Source organism: Elioraea rosea, from assembly GCF_007644105.1.
Classification (GTDB): Bacteria; Pseudomonadota; Alphaproteobacteria; order Acetobacterales; family Acetobacteraceae; genus Elioraea_A; species Elioraea_A rosea.
Genome location: NZ_VFAC01000016.1, coordinates 58919 through 71419, shown reverse-complemented (window position 1 = coordinate 71419; position 12501 = coordinate 58919). Strand labels below are relative to the sequence as shown.

Genomic DNA, 12501 nt, shown 5'->3' with positions numbered 1-12501 from the left:
CGGCTTCCTATCCTTGCTGGTTAGCCGTCCCAATGCCACCCTGCGGATCCATTGGGTTGGATCTGGCCTACGGCGTGCGGCTACCCTGAACGATGGGACCCCATCGGCGAAAGGCAGCCAACCCCGTAAGCGCGACGCCAAAAAGGGCAATGGTCGAGGGCTCAGGAACCCTGAATGCGACATCGACGCTCGTGATTTCGAACACGCCAACGCTCCCGGGGAAGTCGTCGCCAAAACCAGTAAGCTCGACCTGTAGGTTGAGCGCGTTCTGGGGCGGGAAGATCGTCTTGAAGGCTGCGTCCGGTGACACACACTCCGGACATGATGGAGGGAGAGCCTGCGTAATCTCTATCAGGATGCCAAGCTCCGAGGCCAGATTTGCGGCGTAGAAAAAGAGTGCATTTCCGTTGATATTGTAGTTGATCACCATCAGAAGTTCGTTGATATTTCTGTTCACTGTAGTGTCCTCAACCGAAAAGCTGAATAGATCATTGAAAAATACTTCTTGACCGGAGTTGATCAGTGTCCACAAAATTGTATCAGGTGCGGTGAAACGTACCCCTCCTCCATTGTAGCGAGGATACAATGTTTCGTCGAACCCGGTGACCAAAATGCTCGCGCTGTTGGTCCCCACAAAGTTGGTGAACTGCAGGCCATTCACGGCGATGTAACCGCCCGGGTCCGCCAAGTCCGCCATGACACATGAGGCCGCGCCGCATGACGACGTCACCGGGCCTGCTGACGCTTGCGGTCCGCCTAGAACGAGCGCCGCCAGTGCCCCGACGCCAACCGTTGCCACTGAACCGAGTGTCGATCGAAACATGGCCGGTCCCTCCTCCTTGATTTCTAGCTAGCTTATTTCGAATATTCGTGGAATCAAGCTTAAAGAAACACGATACTCTTGCGGTTATGAGCTCATTCCGCGAGCGGAGGGCCGCTCGACCGGACGATCGGCGCGCTCTCGTGCAAGGCCGTTCTGATAGGCATGTTTCGAACGGCACCGCTTTTCGATGCAGGCGCCTGTGACCCAGGAGCACACGGCATGGGCCCACGAATACGGCGCAGCTATCTTTTCGCTACTGCAACGTCTCGAGAAGGCCGAGCATCAGCGCGGCGCGTCCGGCGAGGTCGCGCCAGAGGATGTGCTCGTGGTCCGCATGCGCGCCGGCGCCGGTACAGCCCAAGCCGTCGAGCGTCGGGATGCCGAGCACGGCGGTGAAGTTGCCGTCGGAGCCGCCGCCGCGATGATGCTTCGGAAGCTCCTGCCCGAGCGAGGCGGCAACGGCGCGGGCATGCTCATAGAGGCCGAGATTGGCGGGGTTCTCGGCGAAGGGCGGGCGGTTCATCCCGCCGGTCACGCTGACGGTGCAGCCTGGCGTGACGGCCTTGAGCCCGAGGATCGCCGCCTCCATCCGCTCCCCGTCCTCGACGGTCTGGACGCGGAGGTCGATCTCGCATTCCGCCGCGTGGGCGATGACGTTGGGCCGCGTGCCGCCGCGGATGGGGCCGACATTGGTCGTGATTCCCCGGGCGGGGTCGACCATCGCGTGGATCGCCAGGATCTGGTGCGCGAGCTCGACGATCGCCGACCGCCCGTCCTGGAAATTGCCGCCCGAATGCGCCGCCACGCCTTCGACATGCAGGGCGAAGCGGCCGACCCCCTTGCGCGCGGTGACGACGGCGCCGCCAGGCCCGGCCGGCTCGGGGATCAGCACATAGGCGCTGGCGCGGGCCTCTTGCTCGATCAGCGCGCGGCTGGTCGGGCTGCCGACCTCCTCGTCCGGCGTCAGCAGGAGCGTGACGGGAAGCTTCGTCGCCACCTTCTGGGCAAGCAGGCTGGTGACCGCGTGGTAGCCGAGATAGGAGCCGGCCTTCATGTCGAAGATGCCGGGGCCATGCGCACGGTCACCCTCCACGCGGTAGGGCATGCGGCGGAGCGTCCCCATCGGCCAGACCGTGTCGAGATGGCCCGCCACCAGGATCCCCTTGCCCTCGGCCGGCCCGATGCGGGCGCGAAGCATGTCGCCGAACCCATCCTGGCCGGGGATGCGGGTGACGGCGGCGCCGGCGGCCCTGAGCCCCGCCTCTGCCTGGTCGACGACCCCGTTCACCGCATCGGCGTCGTCCGTCGGGCTTTCCGTCTCAACCCAGGCGCGAAGCCCTTCGAGGATCTGTTCGGACGAGCCGGGCCTCGCCCGCAATGCGCCGCCATTCATTCTCGTTCGTTGCCTTCCTACGGTACCCGGCCGCGCGGTGAACGCTTCATTCACGCCGTGATGCAAAACTTGCGCATGGTGCTGCGCGTTGGAACGCTTGTCCAGCAACGGGCCGATGCGATAGTGTCAGGATGCTGCGACGCAGCAGCCTCGCCGTGAGGCCAAGGGGAAAGGCTTAAAGCGTATGTCTACAATGGTTGGTAACGGCTTCATCTTCTTCGAGGATTTGTCTGAAGGGATGAGCGCCTCCTTTTCCCGCACGGTGACGGAGAGCGACATCGTGCTCTTCGCTGGCGTCTCGGGCGACATGAACCCCGTTCATCTCGATGCGGAATACGCGGAGAAGACCGTGTTCAAGGGCCGCATCGCCCACGGCATGCTCTCGGCCGCGTTCATCTCGACGGTGCTGGGCACGAAGCTTCCCGGGCCGGGCACGGTCTATCTGGCCCAGTCGCTGAAGTTCAAGGCGCCGGTGCGCATCGGCGACACGGTGACCGCCACCTGCGAGGTCGTCTCGCTCGACGGCGACAAGAAGCGCGCGACGCTGCGCACCACCTGCACCGTCGGCGGCAAGGCCGTCGTCGAAGGCGAGGCGGTGGTGATGGTGCCGTCCAAGGCCGCGGTCCAGGCCGCCGCCGCCTGAGGCGGAAAACCGCCCGCCGCCGCCTGAGGCGGAAAACCGCCCGCCGCCGCCTGAGGCGGAAAACCGCCCGCCGCCGCCTGAGGCGGAAAACCGCCCGCCGCCGCCTGACACTCGATTGACCAGACCGGGCGGCGGCCGTAACCGTCGCCGCCCATGCTGGTCGTTTCCGATCTCTCTGCCGTCCCCGAGGCCGCGCGCGGCGCCGCCGTCGCGCTCGGCAATTTCGATGGCGTGCATCGCGGCCATGCGGTTGTCATCACCGCGGCCGCCGAGGCAGCACGCTGCCTCGGCGTACCGCTCGCTGCGCTGACCTTCGAGCCTCACCCCCGCCAGGTCTTCCGCCCCGACGATCCGCCCTTCCGGCTCACGCTCGCCGAGGCGAAGGCCGATGCGCTCGCCGCGCTCGGCGTCGAGGTTCTTTTCTCGGTCCCGTTCGACCTCGCCTTCAGCCGCATCGAGGCGGCGGACTTCGTGCGCGACATCCTCGCCGTCAGGCTGGGCACACGGCACTTGGTGTGCGGGCCCAACTTCCATTTCGGCCATCGCCGCACCGGCACGCCGGAGCTCCTGAAGGAACTCGCCGCCCCGCTCGGTATCGGCGTGACGGTCGTGGAGCAGGCCATCGGCCCCTGCGGCACGCGCTGGTCCTCGACGGCCATACGCCATGCGCTGGCGGAAGGCGACACGGCCCGGGCGGCCACCATCCTCGGCCGGCCATGGGAGATCCGCGGTGCGGTGGAGCGGGGCGAGCAGCTCGGCCGAACCCTCGGCTTTCCGACCGCCAACATCCCGCTCGGCGCGCATCTGGCCCCGCGCCTCGGCATCTATGCGGTTCGCGCGGGCATCGAGGATGGTTTGGGCGGCGTCACCTGGCATGACGGGGCGGCCAATCTCGGCCTTCGCCCCACCGTGAACCCCGTTCCGGCCCCGCTTCTCGAGGTGTTCGTGTTCGACTTCGCCGGCGATCTCTACGGCAGGCGCATGCGCGTCCAGCTCGTCTCCTTCCTCCGCCCCGAGGCGAAGTTCGAGAGCCTCGACGCGATGGTCGCGCAGATGCATGACGATTGCCGTGCGGCGCGCGAGGTCCTGGCGGACTAGCCCTGCCGCCGGTGCATGGCCGGGGCCGGCCGCGACGCCCTATAGTGAGGCTGCGGGACGACCCGCTGCGCCTGAGAACACGGGGACGGCCCCGTCCGACACACGGGTGCCGTCATGGCCTGGGTCTACCTCATCGTCGCTGGCGTTCTCGAGATCGGCTGGGCCGTCGGGCTCAAGCTGTCGCATGGGCTGTCTCTGGCCAAGCCGGTCCATACCGGCCTCACCGTCGCGGCGATGGCGGCCTCCGTCATCCTTCTCGGCCTCGCCGCCCGAAGCCTGCCGATCGGCACGGCCTATGCCATCTGGGTCGGTATCGGCGCGGCGGGGACGGCGATCGCGGGGATGTATCTGTTCGACGAACCCGCCACGGTCGCGCGCATCGCAGCGATCGGTGTGATCGTCGCCGGCGTTGCCGCGCTCAAGCTGGTGTCCTGACGAGACGCTGCGGCATTTGACCCTTTGGGGCCGGTTCGGTATCGATCACCCCATGTCGCAGGTGCAGCAAGAGCGAATTACGCGCCCGGCGTCCTGAGCGGGCGCCGGGACTCGAGAGACCGCGACCGTCCGCGTGGCCCTGCCGGCCGCGCACCACCGGATGAGCCACATGACAGACGCTGCGAAGCGCGACTACCGCGACACCGTGTTCCTGCCAACAACCCCCTTCCCGATGCGGGGGGAGCTTCCGAAGCGCGAGCCCGCCCTGCTCGAGCGCTGGAAGAAACTCGACCTCTGGGAGAGGCTGCGCAAGGACGCCGCGGGCCGGCCCAAGTTCGTGCTGCATGACGGCCCACCCTACGCCAACGGCAACCTCCATATCGGCCACGCGCTGAACAAGATCCTCAAGGACGTCGTCAACCGCGCCAAGCAGATGGCGGGCTACGACGCCAACTACGTTCCGGGGTGGGACTGCCACGGCCTGCCGATCGAGTGGAAGATCGAGGAGCAGTACCGCGCCGCCGGCAAGGACAAGGACGCGGTCGACCCCGTCGCCTTCCGCGCCGAGTGCCGCGCCTATGCCGATCACTGGCTCGGCGTTCAGCGCGAGGAGTTCATCCGCCTCGGCGTGGCGGGAGACTGGTGGAACCGCTACGCCACGATGGACTACGCCTCGGAGGCAACGATCTTCCGCGAGATCGGCAAGTTCCTGATGAATGGCGGCCTCTATCGCGGCGCCAAGCCGGTGCTGTGGAGCCCGGTCGAGAAGACCGCGCTCGCCGATGCCGAGGTCGAGTACCACGACCACAAGAGCACCACGATTTGGGTTCGCTTCCCCGTCGTCACGGCGTCGGCGCCAGACCTCGCCGGCGCGAGCATCGTGATCTGGACGACGACGCCCTGGACGATGCCCGGCAACCGCGCCGTCGCCTACGGCGCCGAGATCGACTACGCGCTCGTCGCCGTCGAGGGCGTGGCGGACGGCTCGCGCGCGAAGCAGGGCGAGCACATCGTCGTCGCGCTGGCGCTGCTGCCCGACGTCGCGAAGGAAGCCGGCATCACCCAGCACGTGGTGCGCCGCGTGATGAAGGGCACGGAGCTCGCCGGCACGGTCTGCGCGCATCCGCTTCGCGGGAAAGGATACGATTTCGACGTGCCCGTGCTGCCGGGCGATTTCGTCACCACCGAGGCCGGCACGGGCTTCGTGCACATCGCGCCAGGCCACGGCGAGGACGACTGGCATCTCGGCCAGGCGAATGGCCTGCCGACGCCCGACACGGTGGGGCCGGATGGTCTCTTCCTGCCGCAGGTGCCGCTGTTCGCGTGCCACCATGTCTACAAGGCGGCAGACCCTGTCTGCGCCGCGATCGAGGCAGCGGGCGGGCTGCTTGCGCGTGGCGTGCTCGTCCACTCCTACCCGCATTCCTGGCGGTCGAAGGCGCCGCTGATCTTCCGCAACACGCCGCAATGGTTCATCGCGATGGATGGGCCGCACGGCGTGCGCGCGCCCGCGCTCGCGGCGATCGAGGAGACGCGGTTCGTTCCGTCTCAGGGACAGAACCGCCTTCGCTCGATGATCGCGCAGCGGCCGGACTGGTGCATCTCGCGCCAGCGCGCCTGGGGCGTGCCGATCGCCATCTTCGTCGAAAAGCGGACGGGCGAGCCGCTGCGCGACCCGACGGTGATCGACCGAATCGCCGAGGCGTTCGAGCGCGAGGGCGCCGATGCGTGGTGGACGATGCCCGCGAGCGCCTTCCTCGGCGAAGGCCGCAACCCCGACGACTACGAGCAGATCCGCGACATCGTGGAAGTCTGGTTCGAAAGCGGATCGACCCACGCCTTCGTCCTGGAGGGCAGCAACTCGCTCACCTGGCCGGCCGATCTCTACCTCGAGGGCTCGGACCAGCATCGCGGCTGGTTCCACTCCTCGCTTCTCGAGGCCTGCGGCACGCGGGGGCGCGCGCCCTACAAGGCGGTGCTGACGCACGGCTTCACGCTCGACGAGCAGGGCCGGAAGATGTCGAAGTCGCTCGGCAACGTCACCGCGCCACAGGAGGTGATGGCGCAGTACGGCGCCGACATCCTGCGCCTGTGGGTGATGTCGTCGGACTATACCGAGGACCAGCGCATCGGGCCCGAGATCCTGAAGCAGCAGGCCGAGCTCTACCGGCGCATCCGCAACACCCTTCGCTGGCTTCTCGGCGCGCTCGACGGCTTCGCGGAGGAGGAACGCGTTCCGCTCGCCGAGATGCCCGAGCTCGAGCGCTGGGTTCTGCACCGTCTCTCCGAGCTCGACGCCCGTGTGCGCGACGCGACGGAGAACTACACCTGGACCGGCGTGTTCGCGGAGCTTCACCAGTTCTGCGCGACCGACCTCTCGGCCTTCTACTTCGATGTGCGGAAGGACGCTCTCTACTGCGACCGGCCGGACAGCGCGCGCCGGCGCGCCGCGCGCACGGTGCTCGACCATCTGTTCCACTGCCTGACCGCTTGGCTCGCCCCGGTGCTCGTCTTCACCGCCGAGGAGGCCTGGCTCGCGCGCTTCCCCTCCGAGGACGGCTCGGTGCATCTGCGGCTGTTCCCTGACATCCCGGCCGAGTGGCGCAACGAGGCGCTGGCGGAGAAGTGGGCGCGCATCCGCGAGATCCGCCGCGCCGTGACGGGTGCGATCGAGAAAGAGCGCGCCGAGGGCCGCATCGGTGCGAGCCTGCAGGCCGCGCCCGCGCTGCACCTTCCGGACGCCGATGCTGGCCTCCTTTCGGCGGAGGAATGGGCCGAGGTCGCGATCGTTTCGCGACTGTCGCTCTCCACAGCCCCGGCGTCTTCCTCCGCCTTCACGCTCGAGGGCCTCGGCGGCGTCGCGGTCGTGCCGGCGAAGGCCTCGGGGATGAAATGCGAGCGCTGCTGGCGCGTGCTCGAGGAAGTCGGCACGCACGAGGACCATCCCGGCCTCTGCGACCGCTGCGCCGACGCGGTGCGCTCGGGGCTCACCTCGCGGCGCGAGGCGGCGTGACGTCAGGTCTCCGGCTCGGCCTCCCCGTCGCCCTGCTCCTCCTGATCGTCGACCAGGCCAGCAAGTGGTGGATCCTCGAGGTCTTGCGGCTCCCCGAGGTGGGCCGCATCGAGGTCCTGCCCTTCCTGAACCTCACCATGGTGTGGAACAGGGGCGTCACCTTCGGGCTTCTGGCCGGCGAGGCCTGGTGGCACCAGTACGTGCTCGCGGCCATCGCGACGGCCGTGGCGGTCGCGCTCGTCGTCTGGATGCGGCGGGCGGAGAACCGGCTCATCGCCGTCTCCCTGGGCCTTGTTCTCGGGGGTGCGGTGGGCAATGTGATCGACAGGGTGCGCTTCGGCGCCGTCGTCGATTTCGTCGACGTGCATGCCTATGGCTGGCACTGGTACGTGTTCAACGTCGCCGACAGCGCGATCGTGATCGGGGTCGGGCTTCTGCTCGCGGATGCCTTGCTCCGGCCAAGGTCAGGGGGTAACGAGGTGCGATGACCACTCCCCGTTCGCTCCGCGTCGCGATGATGGCGGCCGCCGTGGCGCTTCTCGCCTCCGGCTGCGGCCAGGACACGGCCAAGACCTTCGGGCTGGCGCGCGACCCGCCCGACGAGTTCCAGGTGGCGACGCGCGCGCCGCTGACGGTTCCGCCCGACTTCAACCTTCGCCCGCCGCAGCCCGGCCAGCCGCGCCCGCAGGAAGGCCCGACGCGCGACCAGGCCGCCGCCGTTCTCGCCGGCCGCCAGGGAATCGTCGTCGGCTCCTCGCAGCCGAACGTGGCCTCCTCCCCGGGCGAGGCCGCGCTGCTCGCCGCCGCAGGTCCCGCCGCGCCGGCCGACCTGCGCACCAAGGTCGACGACGAGACGACGCTGATCGACCGCACGAGCCGCGGCTTCACCGACACGCTTCTGTTCTGGCGCAAGCCCCCGCCCCCCGGCGTGGTGGTCGACCCCACGCTGGAGCAGCAGCGGCTGCGCGAGAACGCCGCTCTCGGCCGCTCGCAGACGGTCGGCGACACGCCGATCATCCAGCGCCGGCAGCGCGGGCTGTTCGAAGGTATCTTCTAGGACGGCCGACCGGCCTTACCGCCCGGCAAGCATTCTCACGTCCGGCGGCGGCTGGCCCGGTTGCGCTGGACAGCGCGGCGGCCCGGCCCAAGTCTCGGTGGAACAAGGAGCCGCCGCGCCATGAGCAACGACACGCCGAAGCCTGATGCCATCGACCGCCGCGCCCTGCTCGCCGCCGGCACGGCGGGCGTGGCGCTCGCCGCGCTTCCCGCCGCTGCGCAGGCCGCGACGACGCCCTCCACAGGCAGCGTGTTCGGGGCGGAAACCTTCACCCTCCCGAACGGGATGCTCGGCGTCGTCATTCCGATGACACGCGCGCCCGTCGTCGCGCACATGGTGTGGTACCGCGTCGGCGCGGGCGACGAGGAGGCGGGGCAGTCGGGCCTCGCGCACTTCCTCGAGCACCTGATGTTCAAGGGTACGCCCGAGCTCGGCTCCGGCCAGTTCAGCCGCCGCGTCGCGCGCGAGGGCGGCCGCGACAACGCCTTCACCGGGCACGACTACACCGCCTATTTCCAGCAGGTCGCGGCCGACCGCCTGCCCCTCGTCATGGGCATGGAGGCGGACCGGATGTCCAACGCCCTGCTCGACGAGAAGGACATCGCGCCCGAGCGCCTGGTGGTGATCGAGGAGCGGCGGCAGGTGGTAGAGAACAACCCACGCTCGCGCTTCCGCGAGAGGCTCGCGGCCTCGTTCTACGTCAACTCGCCCTATGGCCGCCCGATCATCGGCTGGGAAAGCGAGATCCGCGCCATCACGCGCGACAACCTCCTCGCCTTCTACCGCAAGCACTACCGCCCCTCGAACGCCATCCTCGTCGTCCAGGGCGCGGCCGACACCGAAACGGTGCGCAGGCTCGCCGAGGACACCTATGGCCGCGTCCAGGGCGGGCCCCCGCCTGGGCGCGACGGAAGGCCGGAGGAGCCGCCCGCACTCGGCACCAAGCGGGTGACGGTTCGCGACCCCCGCGTGCGCGAGCCCTCGCTGTCCCGCCTCTACCAGGCTCCCACTGCCCGGGCCGGGCAGGAGATGGCCGATGCGCTCGACGTCGCCGCCCACGTGCTCGGCTCGGGCCCGACCTCCATCCTCTGGAAGGCGCTGGTCGATACCGGCCTCGCTGCCTCCTCCGGCGCCTGGTACGGCGGCGACACGGTGGCGCAGACCGAATTCACCCTCTACGCCGCCCCCCGCCCCGGCGTCGCACCCGAGCGTGTCGAGGCTGCGCTCGATGCCGCCATCGCCAAGGCCGTGCAGGACGAGGTGACGGACGCGCAGGTCGAGCAGGCGATCCGCCAGCTCACGGCGGGTGCGGCGCTCGCCCGCGACAGCCTGATGGGCGGGGCGCGGACGATCGGCGCCGCGCTGACGGTCGGCCTGCCGATCGAGGCGGTCGAGCGCTGGCCCGCCCGCATCCGCGAGGTGACGCCCGCGCGCGTCACGGCGGCCCTCAGGGCCGTGTTGAAGGAGGACGGGTCCGCCACGGGCTGGCTGATGCCTGCCGAGGCGAGCCGTACATGAGCGGCTGGTCGGTTCCCGTCCAGGTCGTCACCTCGCCGGGCGGCATACGCGCGTGGCTGATCGAGGACCGCTCGGTTCCCGTCGTGTCCCTCTCCTTCGCGTTCCGCGGCGGCGCGGCGCTCGACCCGGCCGGCAAGGAGGGCCGCGCGACGCTGACGGCCGCGCTGCTCGACCAGGGGGCTGGGGAGCTCGACACCGCCGCCTTCTCGACCGCTCTGCGCGACCGCGCGGTGAGCCTGAACTTCGGCGCCGGCCGTGACGAGTTCACCGGCGGCCTGCGCTGCCTTGCCGAGGAGACCGGCTTCGCCGCCTCGATGACGAATCTCGCGCTGACCCGCCCGCGCTTCGACGGCGAGGCGGTGGCGCGGGTGAAGGCGGGCCGGGCCCTCGCGCTCCGTCGCGAGGCGGAGGACCCGCGCAGCATCGCTTCCCGCGCCTGGTTCGAGCGCGCTCTCTCGCCCCACCCCTTCTCCCGCCCGCCGGGCGGAACCGAGGCCGCGCTCGCCGTGCTCGCGCGCGACGATCTGGAGGCTGCGGTGGCGGCACAGTTGCGGCGCGGCTCGCTGATCGCCGCCGCCTCCGGCGCGATCGACGCGGCGGGGCTGGGTCAGATGCTCGACGAGACGTTCGGCGGGCTCGCCGCCGGCGAGGCGCCCAGCGTTCCGCCGCTTCCCGCGCCGACGCCCTTCGGCCTCGTGGTGGCAGAGCGTGACGCGCCGCAGGCCGTAGCGACCTTCGGCCATGGCGGCCCCGATCCCGACGACCCGGACTGGGAAGCCTTGCAGGTGGTGAACTGGGTGCTGGGAGGGGGCGGCTTCTCCTCGCGACTGACCGAGGAGATCCGCGAGAAGCGCGGCCTGACCTACGGCATCGGCACCCAGCTCGCCCCCTTCCCGGGTCGAAGCCTCGTTCTCGGCTCGGTCTCGACCGAGAACCCACGCTTCGGCGAGACGCTGTCGCTCCTGAAGGGCGAGTGGGCGCGCATGGCGGAAGGCGGCCCGACCGAGGAGGAGGTCGCGAACGGCAAGGCGTTCCTGACCGGCAGCTTCCCCTTGGGCTTCACCAGCACGGGGCAGATCGCCAACACGCTGGTCGCCCTGCTGAGCCTCGGCCGCGGTCCCGACTGGCTCGAGGGGCGCATCGCCCGGCTCGATGCCGTGACGCTCGAGGACGCCCGCCGGGCCGCGCGCAAGCTCTACGACCCCGAGGCGCTGTCGATCTCGGTCGCCGGAAGGCCTGTGATCTAGCCTGCCGGCACGCAGGACGCGGCGCGGCGAAGCAGGAAGGCCTTCTCCTGGGCGTTGCGGCTGAGTGAGGCCGCCGCCTCGAAGGCCGCCTTTGCCTCGCCAGGCCTTCCAGCCCGAAGCAGGAAATCGCCGCGCGCCGCCGGAAGCGGGGCGTAGGCCCGCAATGTCGGCTCCCGCTCCAGCGCGGCGAGAAGGGCGAGACCCGCCTGCGGGCCGAAGGCCATGCTGTGCGCGACCGCCCGGTTCAGCTCCACCACCGGCGAGGGCTGGACGGCGAGAAGCCTGTCATAGAGCCCGGCGATGCGCGGCCAGTCGGTCTCCGCCGCCGAGGGCGCGCGCGCATGGCAGGCGGCGAGCGCGGCCTGAAGGGCATAGGCGCCGTCCGCCCCGCCTAGCGCCTCGGCCCGGGCAAGCGCATCGAGCCCCCGGCCGATCAGCAGCCTGTCCCACCGCGTCCGATCCTGCTCCGTCAACGGCACGGAGACGCCGCCCGGCCCGAGCCGCGCCGCGAGCCGGGAGGCCTGGAGTTCCATCAGCGCCAGCAGGCCGAGCACCTCCGGCTCGTCCGGCAGCAGGCCGGCGAGGATTCGGCCGAGCCGCTGCGCCTCGGCGCAGAGAGCCGGGCGGGTCAGGCGCTCGCCGGCCGTGGCGGCATAGCCCTCGTTAAAAATGAGGTAGATGACCTCGAGCACGGAGGCGAGGCGCGCCGCGCGCTCCTCGCCGCGCGGCACCTCGAAGCGCAGCCCCGCCTCGGCGATCGTGCGCTTGGCCCGGACGACGCGCTGCGCCACCGTCGCCTCGCTCACGAAGAAGGCCCGGCCGATCTCGGCCGTGGTGAGCCCGCCGATGAGCCTGAGCGTGAGGGCAGCGCGTGCCTCGCGCGACAGGATCGGGTGGCAGGCGGTGTAGATCAGGCCAAGCAGCTCGTCGCCGAGATCGTCATCGAGTGCGGCCTCAAGCGTCTCGGCCGCGCCCTCGTCGGCTCCCTCGCGGTCGCGGCCGATCTCATCGTGCTTGCGGGCCGCCATGCGGCGACGGCGGAGCTCGTCGATCGCCCTCCGCCTGGCCGTGGCCATGAGCCAGGCACCGGGGTTCGCGGGAACCCCCGTCCTAGGCCATTCGGCCAGCGCGGCGACGAGGCTGTCCTGCGCCGCCTCCTCGGCCAGGCCGACATCCCGCAGCATTCGGGCAAGCGCGGCGACGAGCCTTGCCCGCTCGATCCGGAAGATCGCCTCGATCGCCGCATGGGTATCCGGTGCAGCCACGGCCCCCGG

The 12501-nt window shown here is 70.0% G+C and carries 11 protein-coding genes; 8 read left to right on the top strand and 3 right to left on the bottom strand.

The genetic code is table 11. The annotated features are described in order from the left end of the window. Positions 1–67: 67 nt before the first annotated feature. Positions 68–823, bottom strand: a complete 756-nt coding sequence (locus FIF60_RS11780) for a PEP-CTERM sorting domain-containing protein (protein WP_144186278.1) — start codon at positions 821–823, stop codon at positions 68–70. 253 nt (positions 824–1076) lie between these two features. Then, positions 1077–2216, bottom strand: coding sequence for a M20 family metallopeptidase (locus FIF60_RS11775; RefSeq protein WP_144186277.1), 1140 nt, complete (start codon positions 2214–2216; stop codon positions 1077–1079). A 238-nt stretch (positions 2217–2454) separates the two neighbouring features. On the opposite strand from FIF60_RS11775, the gene FIF60_RS11770 reads away from it, so the two are divergent. The 8 genes from FIF60_RS11770 (at position 2455) to FIF60_RS11730 (ending at position 11227) form a co-directional block, all read left to right on the top strand. Continuing rightward, on the top strand, positions 2455–2859 hold the full coding sequence (locus FIF60_RS11770; protein WP_456305148.1) for a MaoC family dehydratase: 405 nt from the start codon (positions 2455–2457) through the stop codon (positions 2857–2859). 153 nt (positions 2860–3012) lie between these two features. Next, positions 3013–3957 (top strand): bifunctional riboflavin kinase/FAD synthetase, encoded by a 945-nt coding sequence (locus tag FIF60_RS11760; protein WP_144186275.1) that lies wholly within the window; start codon positions 3013–3015, stop codon positions 3955–3957. Positions 3958–4071: 114 nt separating this feature from the next. After that, positions 4072–4392, top strand: a complete 321-nt coding sequence (locus FIF60_RS11755; RefSeq protein WP_144186274.1) for a DMT family transporter — start codon at positions 4072–4074, stop codon at positions 4390–4392. Between the two features lie 169 nt (positions 4393–4561). Continuing rightward, positions 4562–7405 carry an isoleucine--tRNA ligase gene (gene ileS / locus FIF60_RS11750; RefSeq protein ID WP_144186273.1) on the top strand — a complete coding sequence of 948 codons (2844 nt, stop codon included), beginning with the start codon at positions 4562–4564 and terminating at the stop codon, positions 7403–7405. Continuing rightward, positions 7402–7893: a signal peptidase II gene (gene lspA / locus FIF60_RS11745; RefSeq protein ID WP_204251175.1), complete on the top strand. Its 492-nt coding sequence runs from the start codon at positions 7402–7404 to the stop codon at positions 7891–7893. Before ileS ends, lspA begins: the two co-directional genes overlap by 4 nt. Beyond that, positions 7890–8462 carry a DUF3035 domain-containing protein gene (locus tag FIF60_RS11740; RefSeq protein WP_144186271.1) on the top strand — a complete coding sequence of 191 codons (573 nt, stop codon included), beginning with the start codon at positions 7890–7892 and terminating at the stop codon, positions 8460–8462. The genes lspA and FIF60_RS11740 overlap by 4 nt, the downstream gene beginning before the upstream one ends. Positions 8463–8582: 120 nt before the next feature. Further along, on the top strand, positions 8583–9980 hold the full coding sequence (locus FIF60_RS11735) for a M16 family metallopeptidase (RefSeq protein ID WP_144186270.1): 1398 nt from the start codon (positions 8583–8585) through the stop codon (positions 9978–9980). Further along, a complete protein-coding gene (locus tag FIF60_RS11730; protein ID WP_144186269.1) occupies positions 9977–11227 on the top strand; it encodes a M16 family metallopeptidase in 1251 nt (416 codons plus the stop codon). The genes FIF60_RS11735 and FIF60_RS11730 overlap by 4 nt, the downstream gene beginning before the upstream one ends. On the opposite strand, the gene FIF60_RS11725 is transcribed toward FIF60_RS11730, so the two are convergent. Next, complete coding sequence (locus tag FIF60_RS11725) at positions 11224–12492, bottom strand: RNA polymerase sigma factor (RefSeq protein ID WP_144186268.1); 1269 nt, start codon at positions 12490–12492, stop codon at positions 11224–11226. The two genes, FIF60_RS11730 and FIF60_RS11725, sit on opposite strands and share 4 nt — an antisense overlap. Between the last annotated feature and the right edge of the window lie 9 nt (positions 12493–12501).